Below are 20,960 nucleotides of genomic sequence, written 5' to 3' on the forward strand. Positions count from 1 at the left end.
AGCCGACATTAAAGCCCATGACTATACTGATTTAAATAAAGAGAACAATATTATGCTTATAGCTGGAGTTGATGAAGTAGGACGCGGTACTTTGGCTGGTGCAGTTGTTACTGCAGCAGTTATTTTAAAAAAGCCTGTAGAAGGTCTTGCCGACTCAAAAAAATTAAGCGCAAAAAAACGTGAATTGTTATCTGTACAAATAAAAGAACAAGCCCTAGCTTATGCATTTGGTCGGGCAGAAGTGGATGAAATCGATACTCTGAATATTCATCACGCCACGTTACTGGCGATAAAGCGAGCGGTTGAGGCGTTACCAATCCAGCCAGATCAGGTATTAGTTGATGGCATACATCTCCCAAAGTTAAGTATTCCTTGTAAGGCAATTGTACAGGGTGATAATTTGATTCCTGAAATTAGTGCCGCCTCTATTATTGCAAAAGTATTTCGCGATGCTGAAATGGCTGCGCTTGATGCGATTTATCCCGGATATGGGTTTGCCGAACATAAAGGATATGCGACTGTGGCGCATCGAGAAGCATTAAATCGACTTGGCCCATGCATGATTCATCGTCGAAGTTTTGAACCAGTTGCAGCATTGCTGTAAAAATAAACATAGCCTGAGTGGAGCAGCATCCTTCAAGTTCCCTTCATCCCGAGCCTAGCGAGGGTGTTCCACGCATTAGCACGCTATTCTATGGGAGATCGCTCGCTAGGCTCGGGATGAAGGTACATCAGTGTAAGCTATTGAATAAAATCTTATGTGAGCTAATGGACATTAAGATCCCGAAACTCGCTAAAAAAGTAACCATTGCCGTACCACCGTAACTGACTAAAGGCAAAGGAATGCCAACAACTGGAATGATCCCCATAACCATGCCAATATTTACAAAACCTGACATAAAGAACGACATCGCAAGACTTGCTGCTAAGAGGCGAGTATAAGTAGTTTGGGCATTTGAGGCGATATTTAGACTTCTTAGGGAAATTAAAACAATCAGTGTAATAATAGCGAACCCACCTGCGAATCCAAATTCTTCACTGGTGACTGCAAAGATAAAATCGGTCGCATGTTCAGGTAAAAAGTTAAGATGTGATTGGCTTCCTTGCAACCAACCTTTTCCTGCAAGACCACCTGAGCCTATGGCAATTTTAGACTGTATAATATGATATCCTGATCCTAATGGATCTTGTTCGGGGTCAAGCAGTGTATAAACGCGTTGCTTTTGATAATCATGCATGACATGCCAAACCACTGGAATCGCAGCGCCAACCAGGAGCATGAGTAATAAAATCACCTTAAAACGAATTCCAGCTAAAAAAACCACACATAAGCCAGCAGCAGCCACCATAATTGCAGTCCCTAAATCGGGTTGTTTGGCAATAAGAAGGGCAGGGACACAAATAATGAGTCCGGCAATGCTAAGCGACTTGAAACTACTGGGTCGAGTCTGGCGGTCAAAATACCATGCGGCCATCATAGGGACGGCCAGTTTCATTATTTCAGAGGGTTGAAAGCGAAATAAGCCCAATTCAAGCCAGCGCTGTGCTCCCTTCCCAATTTTACCCATGAGCATCACTGCAATTAATAAAGTTAACCCGACGCTATAAATCCATGGAGTCCATATTTTATATTTATGAGGCGGGATAAATCCAAGCACAATCATGATGAGCGAAGCAAAAATAAGTCTCATGGATTGACGTAAAATCATACCTGAATTGGCATTAGAAGCGCTGTATAATATTAGAAGACCAAAACTGATTAATACGAGCAATAACCCCAATAAAGGAAAATCTAAATGGAGTGATTTTTTGGTAAAACGATAAACGGGTTTACTGTGGCGTCTGTTCATGAGTTTTCATCGGATAAAGTTGATAGTAAGTATCGAGAACTTTGCGTGCGACCATTGAGGCTGCAACATCATTCTCAACAACAACTGCAAGTGCAATTTCAGGCTCATCAACCGGAGTAAATGCAATAAACAAAGAGTTATCACGTAATGCTTCGGGAATGTCCTCATATTTTGCTTTTTCATATTGTCTACCGCTAAAGACCTGTGCGGTACCTGTTTTCCCTGCAACAGGGTAGGGGGGATTACGTCCAAAGCGATAACCTGTACCTTCATTACTGGTTAATACACTATGCATAGCATCTGCAACAATATCCCAATTTGCTTCATCTTTAAGGTAGATTGGATATTCTTCAACAGGTTTATATTGTTTGACCTCACCACTATCGCTGTTCACGGTTTTCGTCAATAAATGAGGTCTAAAACGTTGTCCATGCTGGCTTAAAGAGGCTGTTGCATTAGCCATCTGTAGGGGTGTGGCCAGCATAAAACCTTGGCCTATTGAAGAGATTAATGTATCCCCAGGATACCAAGGCACTCCTTTAGTTTGTTTTTTCCAACGCAAGCTGGGTACAATTCCTGAAGCCTCTTCATAAAGATCAATATGGCTTAAATGGCCTAAACCAAATTTAACAAGCATGTCTTCAATATTGGAAATACCCATTTTATTTCCTAGTTGATAAAAATAGGTATCACAAGATACAGTGATCGCACGTTTAAAATTAATCATTCCATGCCCTGTTTTTTTCCAGTCTCTATAGATATGGCTGGCAGTGGGAAGTTTATATCTTCCCGGATCATAAATTGTTGTGGCTGTTGTGATAAAACCTTTATCTAAGCCTGCTAAACCAACAAATGGTTTAATTGTGGAGGCGGGTGGGTAGACACCCCGTACCGCACGATTGAATAAAGGTCTTTGTAAGGTATTGGAGAGTTTCTTATAATCTTTAGAACTGACACCGCCAACAAAAATATTAGGATCAAAACTAGGAGAACTCACCATGGTCAAAATTTCTCCATTTTTAGAGTTAATCATGACAACGGCTCCTCGTTTGTCTTTTAGCGCTTCATATGCTGCTTGCTGGAGTCTGACATCGATACTTAAATAGAGTTTTGCTCCTGAACGAGGATTAATTTTATCAATGACCCTAAGTGTCCGTCCACTGACGTCCGTTTCTACCATTTGGTATCCAACTTTGCCATGGAGTACATCCTCATAATATTTTTCGATACCCGCCTTACCAATAAAGTTTGTAGCCCGATAATTAGTAGGATCGACTGCTTTTAATTCCTCAATATTAATTCTACCGACATAACCCAAAACATGTGCCGTGATTTCGCCTAAAGGATAATGGCGCATCAGGCGCGCCTTAATACTGACACCAGGAAAATGATATTGATTGATAGCAAAAAGCGCGACTTCTTCTTGAGTTAATTTTAACTTAATGGGTATGGGTACAAAGGATCGATTTTGTTTTCGAGTTCGTTTAAAGTTTTTTATATCTTCCTCAGAGATGGAAGGAATTAGTTTTTGCAGTTCGATTAAAGTTTTATCCATGTTTTTAACATGTTCAGGAATGATTTCCAGAACATAGACAGGAATATTTTCTGCAAGCAATACTCCATTTCTATCAAGAATTACTCCTCTAGGTGGGGCGATAGGAATAATACTCATTTGATTTTTTAAAGAGAGTGTTTGATATTTTTTAAATTCAGAGATTTGTAGAAAAGCGAGTCTTAAAACAAGAATTAAAGATAAAATAATAAGAAAGGCTACCAGCAATTTAATTCTAAAGAGTTGGTGCTGGGATTCAGTTCGGTAATTTTTAAAAGATTGATAACTCATTGACGCACAGTCAGTTAAGCAGGGCTCAAAGAATTGCATAGTAACTTAAAATTCGAATGTTTACTAGCATTGTAGCTGGGTGTAGCGCGGTGGAAACCTGGCATTTTGCGGTTTTATTTATATCTTAAAATAGGGGTAGTCCAGTATAAAGAAAATTTGTTTAAAAACCCCTCACTGTGCAACCGGAATGATGGGTAACACTTTAAACCGGGATGATAGGTAACAGATTAAAATTTTAGGGCCTAGAAATTTTATTCTGTCTCACATCAATCATCCCTAGTTTTAGTTTCGAGAAGAATAAAGAGGCTCTTCCATCATCAATGATTTGCAAGCCGACAAGTTCTCCTCTTAGTAATTCAGAAACATAATATTTTTTACCAAACCATTTTATCTCACCGTTGGTTCTCACTTTCCGCACTTCATAATTACAAGGGTAACTGACTTCTGGGAGTTTATTGGGTAAACTTCTTGATGAAGCGCGATAGATATCTGCAGGTCTTTTTCCATCAAGTGCTTGGTGAGGTCGTTCTTGATTATATTCATTTCTAAATGCATCAAAACAGTGTTGTTGTTCCTCAAAATTTAATTTTGGAGGTGAAGCCACCGCTTCTTTTAAAGTTCTATGCATTCTTTCGTGTCTTCCGTTTTGTTCTGGATGACCTGGTTCAATGCGCTCAGGCATTATCCCGAGTTTTAACCACCAGATTGAAAGTGTTGTTAAGGCACCAATCCCCATTCCAGCGAAAGGTTGTCCATTATCGGTTCTAATTACATCGGGAAGACCATACTCAATAAATGCCTGCCTAAATCCTTCTTTTGTTTCTTTTTGTCGAGGACCAACTAATCCTTTGCATAACAATAAGAAACGACTGTGATTGTCCGTTATCGTCAGTGGATAACAATAGGTGCCACCTACCTTAAATTGTCCTTTAAAGTCAGCACTCCAGGTATGATTTGAATCGTTGCATTCCCTAAATGGTTCTGTACACGCTGATACGCGCCTCCTGTATTTCCTCGGCTTAACTAAACCATGCTTCTTTAAAATATCTCCTATAGTACTTACTGCCGGCCACACTTCTTCGGACTCATTAATTAATAACCAATCTCTTAATTTGTCCGGGCCCCATTTAGGATAACGATATTTCAACTCAATTAATCGTCGTTGCTTCTCATAAGGTGTTCCATTTGGATGGTGATGCCTTGCATGGGATTTTGGTTTCAACGCAGCCTCTCCCTCTGCTTTATAGCGATTTATTAGTTTATAGCCTGTTTTTCGACTCACTCCATAACGCTTACACAACTCGCTAAAACTAAATTCTCCTTTTAACCAATCTCCAATAAATTTTAATTTCTCTATTTCAGCCTTTGTATTCAGCCAATTCATTGGTAACACCTTTTTCTCCTAGAATAGTGTTACCTATCATCCCGGTTTAAAGTGTTACCAGTCTACCCGGTTTGTACCCACCCTAACCCTCGCCCCTTTGGGGAGGGGGTTAGGGTGAGGGGCAATAGGGTTACCCACAACATTTACTACTTATGATACGGATGATTATTAATAATAGACCAGGCTCTATATAAGGTTTCGAGTAATACGATACGCACTAAGGGATGAGGAAGGGTGAGTTTGGATAAAGACCAACGTTCATCGCATAATTTTAGAATGTCTTTTGAAAGGCCTTCAGGCCCACCGATTAAAAAGCAGAGGTGGCTCGTTGTTTGATTCAACTGAGATATTTTAAGGGCTAACTCTTCACTACTAAACGTCTTACCTTCGATTTCTAAAGCAATGATTCGTGCGCTATTAGGTAAAGCCTCTTTAATTAAAGCAGACTCTTTTTCCATGATCCGCGACAAGTCCGATGATTTGCTGCGACGAATTAGAGGGATCTCGATTATTTTTAGCTGAATACCATCATTAAAGCGTTTGGCGTACTCATTCGATCCTTGAGTAACCCAGTCGGGCATTTTATTACCTAAAGTAATGACAGTAATTTTTAACATAATCAATGAATCAAAATATTTAGTCTTTGGAATGTTCTTCCCAGAGACCTTCTAGATTGTAATATTGTCTGTACTCAGGCTGCATGACATGAACTATGAAGTCGCTAAAATCAACAAGAACCCAATCACCAGTTTCCAAACCGGTACAATTCATAGCAGGCGACCCGGAAGCCTTCATATCTTCCATCATTTTTTGCGCAATGGCTTTTACATGGCGGGATGAGCGTCCAGAAGCAATTATCATATAGTCAGTAATTGTTGTTTGATTTCGAACATCAATTACTTTAACGTCAATGGCTTGGTTATCATCAAGTAGTTGTAATAGTTTTGTTAATATTGGATTTTGATCTGGCATAAGTAAGTGAATCGTCTATAAAAGGCGCTGAATAATAGCAGTATTTTCTCTATATAAAAAGGGTTGAAATAGTTCGTATTGTTCTTTTATATGTAATTTATTGAATTATCAATAAACATCATCTTGTTTTTATTGATTGGGTGAAATAAATGGGCCTTCTTTATTTCACCCAAAATAGGATTATTCTGTTAAGTGTACATGAGTTAATAAAAATTTAATCACTGCAAACAAAACTAAACAGCATAAAGCCGCAATAAACAGGATTCCCAGTTGTTGCGCAAACGCAGCGGCGTAGAGCGTTTTTAACACCGTAATGTTTGTTTCCCCTGAAGGTATCGCCGTTAATGAGGCTAGCTTGCCTGATAAAAATCCACCAATTCCCAAAGAAACGAAAAAGATACCCATTAAAGTACTTACTTTATTCTTATCCGCTAACAAAGTAATTGCAGATAATCCCACCGGAGATAAAAGAAGCTCTGCTAATGAAAACATTAAATAAGCAGGGATGATTAAAAGTGGGGAAAGTAAGGTATTTTTATCAGTGAAATTACTGACTAATGCAATGACAGCATAGGCTGCAGTGATAATAAATATAGCAAGAAGAAACTTTTTTCCAATACTTAAGCCGCGTTCGATTAGGTTAAGCTTTGGATTCTTCTTTGCAAGAAAATAACCAACAAGTAACATACCTATACTTTGAATGGTCACATAATACGGTGCTGGGAATTGAATACCTAAAAATGTTGGTTCGACAACTCGTGAAATGAACAGAGTTAATGACATAAACATTTGAAAGTAAAAGGACCAGAATACGACTGAAATAATACACAATAAGCCAATGACCAGCGTTTGTCTTGATTGATTTGCATTTTCTCCGCTTACTGAATGTAAGATATAACCGGCAGAGAATATGACAACCAGACCAAAAATAATATTGGCTAATTGTGGCGAATTGAGAATATAAAAAGATAAAGACCACAAAAATACGATGAGCACAGCAGCAGTAATGATCTTTTTATATTGAAAAATAAAAGGATTATAATCTCTAATGTTGTATTTTTTGATTCCGTAAAAAAATACAAAAAAGGCAATGACCATGCCAATTGCAGCACTGGTAAATGATGCGATCCAGCCAAAATTATCATTTAGAATACTAGGTACAGTAGTTCCTAAAATAATACCGGTGGTAATTCCCATATAAAAAATGGTAAAACCACTCTCACGACGAGCTGAACTCATTAGATATTCATTGCCCAACAGTGAAGATATGTTTGGCTTCAGTAAGCCAGTTCCTACAGCAATAGCAGCCAGCGATGCTGTAAGTATCTTGGTGTTATCCACTAGCGATAAGATGCAGTAGCTTAAAAAGAGTACAATGGCACCAAGTAAAACAGCTCTTTTTTGACCAATTAACTTGTCGGCTATCCATCCGCCTACTACTGGGGAAAGATAAGTCAATGCAGTAAACGAACCCACTAAGGCATAAACTTGTTTGTCAGGCCATTTAAAATGTAAGGCTAAATAAAGTGCTAAAAGTGATTGAACTACATAAAAACCATATCGTTCCCACATTTCAGTGGCAAAAAAAATACGGAGTGACTTTGGATGTTTTTCAGAATTGGTTTGCACTGTACTTAACATGGTTAGTAAACGTAAGGCGAAGTATAACATAATGGCATGAATAATAATAGACAATGTGTTTTCTTAATGGTCACGTCCGGGGTAAGGTTTTGAGGTTTATGATAGTTAAATTATTACAAAAATATCCATACAAATTACTGGGGCCTCGAGAAAACTGCCCGATCAATCACATGACTGGAGAAAGCGGGCTTTTCTCTTTACTGCTGCGGTGTTAGCTAGCCCATTCCACAGTACAAGGGATGATGGAATAAGCTCGCTATCTTGCCAATATTTTTACGCCTCCTTTTAAAATCGGAAAGATTGTGTACTATCTTGCTCCATTGTCTCGTTGCTATTTATAGTGTAATCATAAATATTTTTCCCTGTCATTGCCTTATATTCACGTCTCATGGTTGCAGCGATATTTTCATCACTGATTCGACTATATATATCAGCTGCATCTTTTGGTGAGAAATACTTGGCCAGTTCCGGATTATTAATAATATGGCCAAATATCTTTTCGATAAAGTCCATACTAGTATCTGGAAATAAAGCGTTTTCTACAAGTATTTTCACAATTCTCTTGTTTGCATCAGGCACATTATTTTTAATGTAATCTAGGATAGATATGCTTGTTGCTTGCCAGTATTTTTCTAACGATGCTATCAAATCTAGGCCACCTGCTCGAATGAAAAGTTCAGCTGCATCTTTTGGTGTGAGATGTTTTGCCAGTTCTGGATTATAAGTAATATAGTTTAATATCCCTGTGGCATAGGTCATACGCATACCTGGTAACAAAGCGTCTTTTACATGTACCTTCACAATTCTTTGGTTTGCATCAGGCACTTTATTTTTTATGTAATCAAATATGGGTACGCCCGTTGCTTCTTCATATTTCCTAGCTTCTATTCCCAAGCCTTTATAACCCGCTTGAATGAAAAGCTCAGCTGCATCTTGTACTGTAAGGTGTTTTACTAGCTCGGGTCTGTTAGTAATATAAGCAAGTGCATTGTGCGCATCTAGCCTTTGTGCACTTGGTAATAAAGCGCTTTTTACAAGTATTTTTACAATTCTCTGGTTTGCGTCAGGTATGTTTTCTTTTATGTAATCAAAAATTGATATGCCCGTTGCTTTCTCATAATTTCTAGCCTCTACTCCCAAGCGGCTTTGATTACCCACTTGAATAAAAAGCTCAGCTGCATCTTTTATTGAAAGGTGTTTTAGTAGCTCGGGTCTGTTAGTAATATAAGTAAGCGCCTTGTGTACATCGAGTCTCTGTGCATTTGGTGAGAAGGCCTCTTTTAAAAGTATGCCCACAATTCTCTGGTTTGCGTCAGGTATATTTTCCTTTATGTAATCAAAAATTGATATACCCGTTGCTTTCTCATAACTATTAGCCACTTGTCCCAATTGGTGTTGATAACCCACTCGAACAAAAAGCTCTGCAAAGTCATTAACTGGAATTTGTCGCATCCATTTTGAATGCTCAGAAATAAAATCTAGGAATGCTTTTTTCTCTTGAAGGGAGCATTGATTAGATAAAGCCCATTGAACTAATTCGTGAATATCTGCATCAGTAAGAATATATGCCATATGTTCGCAGTAGTTTGAGCGAGCTTTCCACATGGTCGATAGGCTAATATTTTTCTCGCTACCGAATTTATTTAGATAGAGATCTGCTTTTATAGCGTCTTTGAATGAAATTTCGCCATTTGCGCCTGTTGCATAATCCAGAAATCGCTTTGCCATAACTAAAACATGGTATTCTGGATTATCATGAGCTAATGCATTCGTTATTTTATTGACCCTACTCATATTTTTTAAATCGTTTATTTTAAGATAACCTAAAACAGTAGATTGCATATCTTTTGGCAAACGGAAAAACATAATATACCCTCGTGTGTATGTGCTTTGGTGTTCACATTTTATGCGGCTTGTCTAAAAGCGTGAATACGCTTTTTTGGAAAGCAATTTTTTCCCATTTAGAAAAGATGAACCGAAAAATTCCATATGAAAAAACGGTTGAAAAGGTAAAAACTTAGTGAGTGTGGACTGAAAAAGGCAGATAAAAAAATAGTATTAATCGCTCAAAAAATTACCGATAACAATATTTTGAATAGGTTGTGTTGACATTTCACAGTAGCAACAGGCCCTAGTTGTTCTTTAAATTTCTAATACTGAAATTGTATCTATGCGCTGAAATAGGTCTGGTGTATGATGCTTCTATTTTTAGTTCATTATGGAGCATTCTTAATGGAAGAATACAAGACAAAGCGAATAATTAGAGCAAATCATGGCAAGGAGCTACAAGCCAAAAATTGGCTTACTGAGGCAGCACTTCGTATGCTGTGCAATAATCTTGATCCAGATGTGGCAGAAGACCCTGATTCTTTAATCGTTTATGGTGGCTTGGGAAAGGCTGCTCGTAATTGGGACTGTTTCAACAAAATTGTAGAAGTGCTCAAGACTTTAAATGAACAGCAAACATTATTGATTCAATCGGGAAAGCCTGTAGGTGTTTTTACAACTCATGAGGATGCACCTCGGGTACTTATTGCTAATTCCAATTTAGTTCCTCGTTGGGCTACCTGGGAACATTTTAATGAATTAGACAAAAAGGGTTTAATGATGTACGGACAGATGACTGCTGGGAGCTGGATTTATATTGGCTCACAGGGCATTGTTCAGGGTACTTATGAAACTTTTGTTGCTGCAGCGCGTAAACATTACGCGGGAAATCTAGAAGGGCGTTGGATTTTAACCGGTGGGTTAGGGGGTATGGGTGGAGCTCAAACCTTAGCTGGAACTATGGCTGGAGCTAGTGTCTTGGCAGTTGAATGTGACCGTTCACGAATAGAAAAACGTATTAAAACCAGATACTTGGATCGTTACACGACGGATTTAGAAGAAGCCTTAAGCTGGATCAATGAATCATGTCAGAAAAAAATGCCGATCTCCGTTGCCATTTTGGGAAATGCTGCTGAAATTTTCCCTCAATTGGTTCAACGAGGAGCCTCTCCAGCTTTAGTAACCGACCAAACTAGTGCCCATGATCCCTTAAACGGTTATCTTCCTGCCGGATGGACTTTGGAGCAAGCTGCTCAATTAAGAAAATCAGCACCAGATGAGGTTGTTGCAGCAGCAAAAGAATCTATGGCAGTACAAGTACATGCGATGCTTGAATTCCAAAAAAGAGGCATTCCTGTTTTTGATTATGGTAATAACATAAGACAAATGGCTTTTGAAGCAGGTGAGAAGAATGCTTTTAAATTTGAAGGATTTGTACCTGCTTACATACGCCCTTTATTTTGTGAAGGAATAGGACCTTTTAGATGGGTTGCTTTATCTGGGGATCCTGAAGATATTTATGCAACGGATGAAATGGTTAAAAGACTTATCCCAGATAATAAGCACTTGCATAATTGGTTGGATATGGCCAAGAAAAAAATTGCATTTCAGGGCTTACCCGCACGCATTTGCTGGGTTGGACTAAAAGATCGCGCTCGTCTGGCCTTGGCTTTTAACGAAATGGTTCGCACAGGCGCTGTTAAAGCACCTATAGTAATAGGTCGTGATCATCTAGATTCAGGTTCCGTTGCAAGCCCTAATCGTGAAACCGAGGGGATGATGGATGGAAGTGATGCTGTATCTGATTGGCCTTTACTCAATGCTTTATTAAACTGCGCAAGTGGCGCAACGTGGGTTAGCATTCATCATGGCGGTGGTGTAGGCATGGGATTTTCCCAACATGCAGGAGTGGTGATTGTTGCAGATGGAACAGAAAAAGCAGCGCAGCGTCTAACAAGAGTACTCCATAACGATCCTGCTACTGGGGTCATGCGTCATGCTGATGCAGGTTATGAAATTGCAAAAAAATGCGCTAAAGAAAACGCACTCTGGTTACCTATGGAAGCTTAGATTGGATTTTTCCTGTGGTTTTTTATGACACAATATTAAAAAATAGTAGTTGGTATGGCTCTGTTTGAATCAATTCCAACTTACTTTAAGGAGATACGTTAATGCAAGAGCCCTTTCGTCTTCAACCTGGTCAGTTGAACTTGCAATCGATTAAACATATTTTAAATCAGCAATTACCTTGTGCTCTCCCTAAAGAGGCATTTGAGCGGATTGACGCATCACGGCAAACGGTCAAAAAGGTAATTCATGAGAAAAAAACAGTTTATGGTATCAATACAGGTTTTGGATCATTAGCGAATCAGACGATTTCAGAAGAAAACCTCAAACAGTTACAACGCAATATTGTGCTTTCCCATGCATGTGGTACAGGTGAGTTACTTTCTGATGAAATAGTTCAATTAATTTTACTGCTTAAAATAAATAATTTAGCGCAAGGATATTCTGGCGTGCGTCTGGAGCTGATCGAGGCGTTGATTTCATTGTATAACCATAAAGTTTATCCTTGCATACCTTCTAAAGGTTCAGTAGGTGCTTCAGGTGATTTAGCACCTTTAGCACATATGTCTTTACCCTTACTCGGTGTTGGTGAAGTACGCTATCAAGGGAAAATTATTCCTGCTCTTGAGGGATTAAAGATTGCGGGTTTAAAACCCGTTGAATTGGAAGCAAAAGAAGGTCTAGCTCTTCTAAATGGGTTGCAAGTGTCTACTGCAATTGCTTTAACTGCCTTGTTTGTCTCAGAAAATTTGTTTGAAACGGCACTCATCGCGGGCGCCTTATCTGTTGATGCAGCAAATGGTAGTGATGTTCCCTTTGATGAGCGGATACAAACGGCTCGAGGTTATAAGGCTCAGCACGATGTAGCAAAGTGCTACCGTGAGCTTTTAAGTGGGAGTGAGATCCGTGCAGCCCATCTGCACTGCTCACGTGTTCAAGATCCCTATTCATTGAGATGCCAACCTCAAATTATGGGAGCGATATTGCATCAAATTCGGTTTGTTAGAGAAACCTTGCAAGTAGAAGTGAATGCAATTTCTGATAATCCGCTTGTTTTTAGTGAGCAAGAACAAATAATTTCGGGGGGCAATTTTCATGGTGAAATTGTAGCTATGGCTGCTGACAACCTTGCTTTGGCAATTGCTGAAATAGGGGCCAGTTCCGAACGACGTATTGCATTGTTAATTGATAAAAACTTTAGTAGTTTACCCGCTTTCCTTATCAAAGAGAGTGGATTGAATTCAGGATTTATGATTGCTCATGTTACTGCTGCGGCTTGTGCTAGTGAAAACAAGGCGCTTGCACATCCTCACTCAGTGGATAGCCTTCCTACTTCTGCGAACCAAGAAGATCATGTTTCTATGGCAACCAGTGCTGCACGAAGGTTGCATGATATGAATGACAATACGGCAACTATTTTAGCCATCGAATTATTAGCGGCTGCCCAAGGAGTTGAATTTTATAAACCTTTAAAATCATCTGCATTACTAGAAGATGTTCACCAACGTTTACGCTCTTATGTAGCGGCCTATGATACAGATCGTTTTTTTGCACCAGATATTTCCATAATCAAACAAAAAATTCTGAATGAGGAATTTAACACTCCATTTTTACATTTGTGGAATCAAGATTAGGAATCAAAGTGACTATTGAAATTTATACCGATGGTGCATGTAAAGGAAATCCAGGACCTGGTGGTTGGGGAGTATTGCTTCGTTATAAGGGACAGGAAAAAACGTTATATGGTGGGGAAACACATACTACCAATAATCGTATGGAGCTTATGGCTGCAATTAAAGGTTTGGAAGCCTTAAACCGTCCCTGTGTCGTTAATTTATATACTGATTCTCAATATTTGAGACAAGGCATGACCGAATGGTTAGCCAATTGGAAACTCAATGGATGGCGTAACTCTAAAAAAGAGCCTGTAAAAAATGCAGATCTTTGGAAATTACTCGATGAATTGGCGTCACGTCATCAAATAAAATGGCACTGGGTAAAAGGGCATTCGGGGCATGTAGAAAATGATTTAGTTGATGCATTGGCCAATCAAGCAATTGAAGAGTTAAGTGAGTAAGTAATGCGACAGATTGTTTTAGATACTGAAACTACAGGTATAGGGCATGAGCAGGGGCATCGAGTTATTGAAATTGGCTGCGTGGAATTATTTGATAGAAAATTAACAGGGAAACATTTTCATGTTTATCTTAATCCACAACGTCTGGTTGATGAAGGTGCTTTTCGTGTCCATGGAATTAGTAATGAATTTTTACAAGACAAACCATTATTTGAAGAAAAAGCGGATGAATTTTGGAATTTTATTGTTGGTGCTGAACTAATAATTCACAATGCACCTTTCGACGTAGGATTTTTAAATTCGGAATTAAAACATATTCAATGGAACAAAAGATTAGAAGATTCTTGCACTATTATTGACACCTTAGTGCTAGCACGCGATAAATACCCTGGACAACGAAACAGCTTAGATGCTTTATGCAAACGATTTGGAATAGATCACTTCAATCGCGAACTTCATGGTGCTTTACTTGACGCGGAGATTCTTGCATACGTCTATCTGGCTATGACCGGTGGTCAAACCAGTTTATTTGCAGAAGTTGAAGAAGCTTCCATCTCAACCAAGATCAAAACTCAAGAAATTGCCGCACTTCAGTTAGCAAACCCAATAGTCTTGTCCGCAGATACTAAAGAGCTAGAATTACACCAAGATTTTGTAGCATTTCTAAATAAGAAATCAGGGGTTAATCATTGGGAGGAGAGCTGATTGAGTGTAGCCCGGATTACACGAGATGGTAATCCGGGACTAAGCTGACGTCAAACTCATTTGCATCTATGGGCTTTTTAGCCTTTTTATTAGCTTTTAGGGATTAGATACTTTATTGCAAAATCTTTACCGATACATTCACCAAGAGATTTTCCCCAAATACCTGCACTGTCGTTATTGATTTTATCAGGAATACTGCCATACAGTTGTTGTTGGCATTTACTGACGCTATCTGGAATTGCAGCAATGCACTTTTCATAGGTCATTTTGATGTCATCCAGCCGTTTTTTCAACTGGGGATCATTTTCAAATCCTTTGCATATGAGATCGGGCAATAAAGGTGTGACTGATTTTAACCAGCTATCTTTAGATATTTCCATTGAGCTGTCAGAGGATGCAGCACCGTTAGTACTTGTAGTTGTGCCTGTACTTGTACCTGTGCCCGTAGTTGTACCCGTGCTTGTACTCTTGGATGTATCTTCAGCATTTGATGTGAAAGAAATAAGGGTACATCCTAAAAAAATGTATAAAGCTGCCTGCAATTGTTTAGTCATGATTGAATACCTTTTGTAATCATTTCATTAAAATAGTAGAACAAATATCTTAATCTTGCTTAAAATTAATTTGTTTTGATTAAAAAATAATCTAAAATTAAGGTGACGATGGATAAATCTTAGGAATTTATTATGGAAAAACAAAGTTCTATTTTATCACCATTAGCTTGTTTTTTGTTCATTCTGCTGTTCATCTTTCTTTTTTATCCTTCTTCTGCTTTAGCGAATACATTTGTTTTCAATCCCAATACACTGACTTGGAAAGCGATTGACTCAAATGGAAAAGTAGTACGTACTGGCAGAGGATCTGGAGGTAGACGATATTGTCCAGACATACATAGAGGATGTAAAACGCCAATAGGTGTTTTTACTGTATGGAGTAAAGGAGGGGCTGGTTGCAAATCATCTCGTTACCCCGTAGGGCGAGGCGGCTCACCAATGCCTTATTGTATGTTTTTTACTAAATATTATGCGGTGCATGGTTCTTATGAAGTGCCAAATTATAATGCGAGCCATGGTTGCATACGTGTGCATCCTAGTGATGCTTACTGGCTCAGTAAGCATTTTATTAAAATAGGAACAAAAGTCGTTGTTAAACCTTACTAATTTCTACTTCTAATCACGTCATCTCTCACTAAGCGCGGGATGACGTGGTTATAAATTATTTTAATAATCATCCTCATCATCAATGCTAAATGATGAACCGCATCCACAAGTAGTTTTTGCATTGGGGTTACGAATAACAAATTGTTCGCCTTGTATGCCTTGAACGTAATCAATTTCAGCATCATGCAAATATTGGTAGCTCATTGAATCAACCAAAAGTTTTACTGAAGACACGCCATCGGAGCATTGTTGAACAATGACAGTATCATCCTCATTGATGTCTTCATCAAAACTAAATCCATATTGAAACCCAGAACAACCTCCACCTGTAATGGATACACGTAGATTTAATTTGAAATTATCTTCCTCTTTTATGAGTTCAGCCACCTTGTCTGCTGCACTTACAGAAAAGTGGATATCGCTAGTAGTAGGGGATATATCAATAGCAGCCATTTTAACTCCCAAAGTCATAATATAATTATAACGCAATTATCGTATAATCTGTTCAATAGTAGCTCCACCCAGGCATTGGTTTTTATCATAAAAAACCACATATTGACCCGGTGTAACTGCTCTTTGTGGATTTGAAAACATTACATAATGCTGATTTTCATTCTGAGGCGAAATAATACACCCTTGCTCTGCCTGTCTGTATCGTGTTTTAGCATAACAGGTCAGTGGTAAATTATCCGCACAATCAGCTAACCAATGGATTGGACCACAAATCAGGCCTTGTGCATAGAGCATGGGGTGTTGGCTGCCTTGAGCTACATATAAAGTATTTGTAGCCACTTCTTTATCAACCACATACCAAGGTTCATCGGCTGAATTTTGTAAACCGCCAATTCCTAGCCCTTGCCGTTGGCCTAAAGTGTAAAACATTAATCCGTCATGTTGTCCTAAAACTTTGCCATCCGTACTTTTTATCTCGCCTGGTCGTGCTAAAATAAATTCCTGTAAAAAGGATTTAAATCGTTTTTCGCCAATAAAACAAATCCCTGTCGAATCCTTTTTGGCCTGGGTTACTAAGCCAAGTTTTTTCGCAAACTCTCTCACTTCTGGCTTAGTATAATCTCCTATAGGAAATAAAGTTTTGGCCAAAGCTTTAGGGTTTACTGCGTGAAGAAAATAGGTTTGATCTTTATCGCGATCTTTCGCTTTATATAAGAGCCCAATATCACCTTCTATCTTATTTTTAGCATAGTGTCCTGTGGCAATGTAATCTGCTCCGAGGGTTAATGCATGATTTAAAAAAGCGTTGAATTTGATTTCCTTGTTACACAATACGTCAGGATTAGGCGTTCTTCCTTTTTCATATTCATTTAAAAAATGAGTGAAGACTCTTTGCCAATATTCTTCTGAAAAATTAACTGTATGCAGTGGAATACGCAATTGATTGCATACTGCTTGGGCATCAGCAAGATCTTGTGCTGCAGGACAGAATCCATCTTTATCATCTTGTTCCCAGTTCTTCATGAACAAGCCTTCAACTTGATAGCCTGCTTCTTGTAATAACCAGGCTGCAACAGAAGAATCAACACCACCAGACATTCCAACTATAACTTTAGCTTTCATAAAATTGAGATACCGCTTAATATTCTATTTTTTCAGCATCGTAGCCTAAGCGAGTGGAGTTGCTGTCATCCCTCGCTAGGCTCGGGATGACAGCAAATAAGCGAGATTCTATTGCTCAGGCGACGATTCTGAAATTGAACTTATACAAATAATAACTCTTTAGGATACGACAATAATGCTGCACTTACAAGAAATGGTTAAACAAGGACAACAAACTAAGACCGTGACACTTAGTGAACGTTTACCTCATTTCATTACTACTTCCTGCGAGCTAGAGGTGACTTATCATGTTGAAGCAAAAGAAGATTTTTATCTTATTCATCTTCATGTTAAGGGTGATCTGCCTACGCAATGTCAACGTTGTCTAGACGAATTTAATTTTCCATACGATAATATGACTGAAGTTGCTGTATGTCGTGATGATGAGAGGGCAGAGCAGATACTGGAACATTATGAATGTATTGTTTCTGAAAATTTGCAAGTGAGTTTGGAAGATATACTGATTGATGAGTTACATCTCTACGCGCCACAGTTTCATCCTGAAATTAATGATTGCAGCAGTGAAATAAACCAAATTTTAGTGGGAAAAAAATGAATTTTATTGAAATTTTATCTAATAAACACTAATATTCCCGCTTTATGAATGCAATTTGTTTAGGAGTAATACAATGGCCGTACAACAAAATAAAAAATCACGCTCACGTCGTGACATGCGTCGTTCACACGATGCTTTGACTAAGCCGACACTTTCTGTGGATTCAACTACTGGCGAAACACATCGTCGTCATCATATGACTGAAGATGGTTATTATCGCGGTAAAAAAATTATTGATACTGATAATGTTTACGAAGAAAAAGAGTAATTTTCTTGAATAATATCACCATTGCAATTGATGCGATGGGTGGGGATCATGGTTTGAATGTTGTGATTCCTGCCTGTATTCGCGCAGCAAATAATAATCCTGATCTGAAACTCATTCTTGTTGGAGTTCATGATAAAATTCATGCTTTTTTAAAAAAGCATGGAGTGGCTTCTTCAAATCAATTTTCCATAGTCCATGCTTCTGAAGTTGTGGCTATGGATGAATTGCCTTCACATGCTTTGCGTAATAAAAAAGATTCTTCCATGCGTGTAGCCATTAATTTGGTGAAAGAAGGAATGGCGCAAGCTTGTGTTAGTGCCGGAAATACTGGCGCTCTTATGGCTACAGCGCGTTATGTTTTAAAAACTTTACCCGGAATCGATAGACCCGCAATTATTTCTGAGTTACCGACCATGCGTGGTAGGACTTGGGTAATTGATTTGGGGGCAAATGTTGATTCCTGTGCGGAACATTTATTTCAATTTGCCGTAATGGGATCTGCATTAGTTCAAGCGGTAGCAAATAAGCCCAAGCCTAAAATTGCCTTACTGAATATAGGCGTGGAAGAAATGAAGGGAAATGATCAAGTGAAACGTACGGCACACATGCTTGCAGAGTGCGACGTTATGAACTACGTTGGTTATGTAGAAGGTGATCATTTTTATACTGGAGAAGTTGATTTAGTAGTCTGCGATGGTTTTGTGGGTAATGTTGCTTTAAAAGCGAGCGAAGGCCTTGCAAAGTTTTTTGTAAGTTTACTCATGGAGTCATTTAACAGGAACTGGTATACCAAACTTTCCGCTTTAATCGCACGACCAGCATTAAAGCATCTTAAGAAACGCTTTGATCCTTCTCGTTATAACGGCGCAAGTATGCTCGGATTAAATGGCATTGTTGTAAAAAGCCATGGCGGTGCTAATGAATTAGGATTTCAACATGCTATTGAACAAGCAGTTCTTGAAGTTAAAAATAACGTGATTGATTTAGTGCGTGTACAAATAAATGATTTTATCAATCAGGGATTGCTGTTATGAAAAATGCTGTAATACGTGGTACTGGAAGTTATATTCCTGAAAAGCAACTTACAAATCTTGAGCTTGAGTCAATACTTGATACGAGTGATGAGTGGATTGTCACCAGAACTGGAATCAGCAGTCGTAGTGTGGCGCAACCTCATGAAACTACCTCATATATGGCTTCCAAAGCTGCTGAACAAGCATTAATTGCTTCCGGTATGGATGCTGATGAAATCGATTTAATATTAGTTGCTACGTGTACCCCAGATCATTTTTTTCCGGGGGTTGCTTGTTATGTCCAGCATGCTTTAAAAATTAAACGTCCCATCCCTGCTTTTGATGTCGGCGCCGCATGCAGTGGCTTTGTATATGTAATGGATATTGCAAAACAGTATATTGAGTCCGGTGCGGCTAAAAATATTCTTGTTATCGGCAGTGAAAGCATGTCTAGAGCAGTAGATTGGACCGATCGTGCAACTTGCGTCCTATTTGGAGATGGTGCCGGAGCAGTCGTTTTAAGTGCTAGTGACAGACAAGGCATTATGGGTAGTGTGCTACATGCCTCTTACGATGCAGAAAAATTACTAAATTTAAGTAATGCTACATTTGAAAATCAACGTGCTACGATTACCATGCGTGGTAATGAAGTTTTTAAAATCGCCGTTAAAATTATGGGTGATGTTGTTGATGAAGTTTTAGAGATTAGTCATTTGAAAAAATCTGATATTCAATGGCTTATTCCTCATCAAGCAAATATGCGTATCATACAAGCCATCGCTAAAAAACTGGACCTTCCTATGTCACAAGTGATTGTTACTATTGGTAGCCAGGGAAATACTTCGGCTGCATCTATTCCTTTGGCTCTGGATCATTCTATTCGAACCAATCAGATTAAAAGAGATGAATTAATATTGATTGAGTCTTTCGGAGGTGGAATGACTTGGGGAGCTATGGTAATTCGTTATTAATAATTTTAATGAGTTCTTTTTTTTAGTTCGGAGCTATTTTTGATATGGTAAAAACAGCATTTGTATTTCCTGGGCAAGGTTCACAATCAGTAGGTATGTTAGCTGATTTTGAGTTGCAGCATCCTATTGTTGTCAATACGTTTGCAGAAGCATCTGAAGCGGTAGGTTACGATCTATGGAAACTCGTGCAACAAGGACCTGAAGAACAATTAAATCAGACAGAACATACACAGGTCGCAATGCTTACTGCTGATGTTGCCGTATATAGGGTATTGATGCAACATGATGTCGCTCAACCAATGCTCATGGCCGGTCATAGTTTAGGTGAATATGCAGCTTTGGTTTGTGCTGATGCATTATCATTGTTTGATGCCGCGTGTTTAGTAGCGCGTCGAGGACAAGTAATGCAAAATGCAGTCCCTTTAGGCTTAGGTGCCATGGCGGCAATCGTTGGTTTAACCGATGAGCAAGTTAAAGCACTGTGTGAGCAGGCCAGTCGTGAAAATGAAGTGGTAACTCCCGCAAACTATAATGCAATTGGACAAGTTGTTGTGGCAGGACATACTCCAGCAGTTAACAGAATATTGAACTTAGCCGAGGAAGAAGGCGCACGTCTTGCGAAAGTGATCCCAGTCAGTGTTCCATGTCATTGTCCTTTATTGTCTGAAGCTGCTGAATCATTTGCTGATTATCTCGCTAAAATTGATTTTAAAAATCCAAAAACAGATGTTGTGAGTAATGTTGATTTAAGTTTTTATCATTCAGCACAACATATACGTGAAAAACTAAAAGAACAGCTATACAGTCCTGTACGTTGGGTCGAAACGATACAACTCTTTAAAAACAGTGGCATAGGCCTCGTTCTTGAGTGTGGTCCAGGAAAAGTGTTGAGCGGATTAATTAAAAGAATTGATAGAAGCTTAAATACAATTAGTGTTTACGATACTATTAGTTTAGAACAACTTGAAGAGCAATTTGCATAGCCTAAGTGTAGCGAATTGAGTGCTTCAGG

The 20,960-nt window shown here is 38.7% G+C and carries 21 protein-coding genes; 11 read left to right on the top strand and 10 right to left on the bottom strand.

Translation table 11 applies throughout. The features are described 5' to 3' along the window. Window positions 1–52 precede the first annotated feature (52 nt). Window positions 53–604 carry a ribonuclease HII gene (rnhB, locus tag ACF8MK_RS13150; protein ID WP_392537040.1) on the top strand — a complete coding sequence of 184 codons (552 nt, stop codon included), beginning with the start codon at window positions 53–55 and terminating at the stop codon, window positions 602–604. 127 nt (window positions 605–731) lie between these two features. On the opposite strand, the gene rodA is transcribed toward rnhB, so the two are convergent. The 7 genes from rodA to ACF8MK_RS13185 all read right to left on the bottom strand — a co-directional run bounded on the left by rodA (window position 732) and on the right by ACF8MK_RS13185 (window position 9,556). After that, on the bottom strand, window positions 732–1,850 hold the full coding sequence (gene rodA, locus ACF8MK_RS13155; protein WP_265704075.1) for a rod shape-determining protein RodA: 1,119 nt from the start codon (window positions 1,848–1,850) through the stop codon (window positions 732–734). Then, on the bottom strand, window positions 1,831–3,693 hold the full coding sequence (gene mrdA, locus ACF8MK_RS13160; RefSeq protein WP_392537041.1) for a penicillin-binding protein 2: 1,863 nt from the start codon (window positions 3,691–3,693) through the stop codon (window positions 1,831–1,833). Before mrdA ends, rodA begins: the two co-directional genes overlap by 20 nt. Window positions 3,694–3,928: 235 nt before the next feature. Next, entirely contained in the window at window positions 3,929–5,077 is a 1,149-nt protein-coding gene (locus ACF8MK_RS13165; RefSeq protein WP_392536436.1) for an integrase core domain-containing protein, read from the bottom strand. 146 nt (window positions 5,078–5,223) lie between these two features. Further along, window positions 5,224–5,694: a 23S rRNA (pseudouridine(1915)-N(3))-methyltransferase RlmH gene (rlmH, locus tag ACF8MK_RS13170; protein WP_392537042.1), complete on the bottom strand. Its 471-nt coding sequence runs from the start codon at window positions 5,692–5,694 to the stop codon at window positions 5,224–5,226. A gap of 19 nt (window positions 5,695–5,713) precedes the next feature. Further along, complete coding sequence (gene rsfS / locus ACF8MK_RS13175) at window positions 5,714–6,049, bottom strand: ribosome silencing factor (protein ID WP_265704078.1); 336 nt, start codon at window positions 6,047–6,049, stop codon at window positions 5,714–5,716. A gap of 180 nt (window positions 6,050–6,229) precedes the next feature. Then, window positions 6,230–7,621: a peptide MFS transporter gene (locus ACF8MK_RS13180; RefSeq protein WP_392538965.1), complete on the bottom strand. Its 1,392-nt coding sequence runs from the start codon at window positions 7,619–7,621 to the stop codon at window positions 6,230–6,232. A gap of 354 nt (window positions 7,622–7,975) precedes the next feature. After that, entirely contained in the window at window positions 7,976–9,556 is a 1,581-nt protein-coding gene (locus ACF8MK_RS13185; RefSeq protein WP_392537043.1) for a hypothetical protein, read from the bottom strand. A gap of 366 nt (window positions 9,557–9,922) precedes the next feature. Between ACF8MK_RS13185 and hutU the strand changes: the two genes are divergently transcribed. From hutU to dnaQ, 4 genes are all read left to right on the top strand, one after another. Continuing rightward, on the top strand, window positions 9,923–11,587 hold the full coding sequence (hutU, locus tag ACF8MK_RS13190; protein WP_392538966.1) for a urocanate hydratase: 1,665 nt from the start codon (window positions 9,923–9,925) through the stop codon (window positions 11,585–11,587). A 101-nt stretch (window positions 11,588–11,688) separates the two neighbouring features. After that, complete coding sequence (hutH, locus tag ACF8MK_RS13195) at window positions 11,689–13,218, top strand: histidine ammonia-lyase (RefSeq protein WP_392537044.1); 1,530 nt, start codon at window positions 11,689–11,691, stop codon at window positions 13,216–13,218. An 8-nt stretch (window positions 13,219–13,226) separates the two neighbouring features. Continuing rightward, window positions 13,227–13,661 carry a ribonuclease HI gene (rnhA, locus tag ACF8MK_RS13200; RefSeq protein ID WP_265704082.1) on the top strand — a complete coding sequence of 145 codons (435 nt, stop codon included), beginning with the start codon at window positions 13,227–13,229 and terminating at the stop codon, window positions 13,659–13,661. 3 nt (window positions 13,662–13,664) lie between these two features. Next, entirely contained in the window at window positions 13,665–14,366 is a 702-nt protein-coding gene (dnaQ, locus tag ACF8MK_RS13205; protein WP_265704083.1) for a DNA polymerase III subunit epsilon, read from the top strand. Window positions 14,367–14,455: 89 nt separating this feature from the next. Here the strand turns inward: dnaQ and ACF8MK_RS13210 are convergent, their stop codons facing one another. Further along, window positions 14,456–14,920, bottom strand: a complete 465-nt coding sequence (locus ACF8MK_RS13210) for a hypothetical protein (RefSeq protein WP_392537045.1) — start codon at window positions 14,918–14,920, stop codon at window positions 14,456–14,458. A gap of 132 nt (window positions 14,921–15,052) precedes the next feature. Here ACF8MK_RS13210 and ACF8MK_RS13215 point away from each other — a divergent pair, with 132 nt between their 5' ends. After that, entirely contained in the window at window positions 15,053–15,526 is a 474-nt protein-coding gene (locus tag ACF8MK_RS13215; RefSeq protein WP_392537046.1) for a L,D-transpeptidase, read from the top strand. A gap of 60 nt (window positions 15,527–15,586) precedes the next feature. Here ACF8MK_RS13215 and erpA read toward each other — a convergent pair whose 3' ends face one another. Continuing rightward, a complete protein-coding gene (gene erpA, locus ACF8MK_RS13220; RefSeq protein ID WP_265704086.1) occupies window positions 15,587–15,979 on the bottom strand; it encodes an iron-sulfur cluster insertion protein ErpA in 393 nt (130 codons plus the stop codon). A gap of 36 nt (window positions 15,980–16,015) precedes the next feature. Then, on the bottom strand, window positions 16,016–17,101 hold the full coding sequence (gene mnmA, locus ACF8MK_RS13225) for a tRNA 2-thiouridine(34) synthase MnmA (RefSeq protein ID WP_392537047.1): 1,086 nt from the start codon (window positions 17,099–17,101) through the stop codon (window positions 16,016–16,018). 175 nt (window positions 17,102–17,276) lie between these two features. Here mnmA and ACF8MK_RS13230 point away from each other — a divergent pair, with 175 nt between their 5' ends. The 5 genes from ACF8MK_RS13230 to fabD all read left to right on the top strand — a co-directional run bounded on the left by ACF8MK_RS13230 (window position 17,277) and on the right by fabD (window position 20,931). After that, window positions 17,277–17,696 (top strand): YceD family protein, encoded by a 420-nt coding sequence (locus ACF8MK_RS13230; protein ID WP_392537048.1) that lies wholly within the window; start codon window positions 17,277–17,279, stop codon window positions 17,694–17,696. Between the two features lie 73 nt (window positions 17,697–17,769). Then, a complete protein-coding gene (gene rpmF / locus ACF8MK_RS13235; protein ID WP_058477475.1) occupies window positions 17,770–17,964 on the top strand; it encodes a 50S ribosomal protein L32 in 195 nt (64 codons plus the stop codon). Window positions 17,965–17,969: 5 nt separating this feature from the next. Further along, window positions 17,970–18,998 (top strand): phosphate acyltransferase PlsX, encoded by a 1,029-nt coding sequence (gene plsX, locus ACF8MK_RS13240; RefSeq protein ID WP_392537049.1) that lies wholly within the window; start codon window positions 17,970–17,972, stop codon window positions 18,996–18,998. After that, window positions 18,995–19,948, top strand: a complete 954-nt coding sequence (locus ACF8MK_RS13245; RefSeq protein WP_392537050.1) for a beta-ketoacyl-ACP synthase III — start codon at window positions 18,995–18,997, stop codon at window positions 19,946–19,948. The genes plsX and ACF8MK_RS13245 overlap by 4 nt, the downstream gene beginning before the upstream one ends. Before the next feature lie 44 nt (window positions 19,949–19,992). Next, window positions 19,993–20,931, top strand: coding sequence for an ACP S-malonyltransferase (gene fabD, locus ACF8MK_RS13250; RefSeq protein WP_265704091.1), 939 nt, complete (start codon window positions 19,993–19,995; stop codon window positions 20,929–20,931). Window positions 20,932–20,960: the final 29 nt, after the last annotated feature.

Source organism: Legionella sp. 227 (assembly GCF_043161935.1).
Taxonomy (GTDB): domain Bacteria; phylum Pseudomonadota; class Gammaproteobacteria; order Legionellales; family Legionellaceae; genus Legionella; species Legionella sheltonii.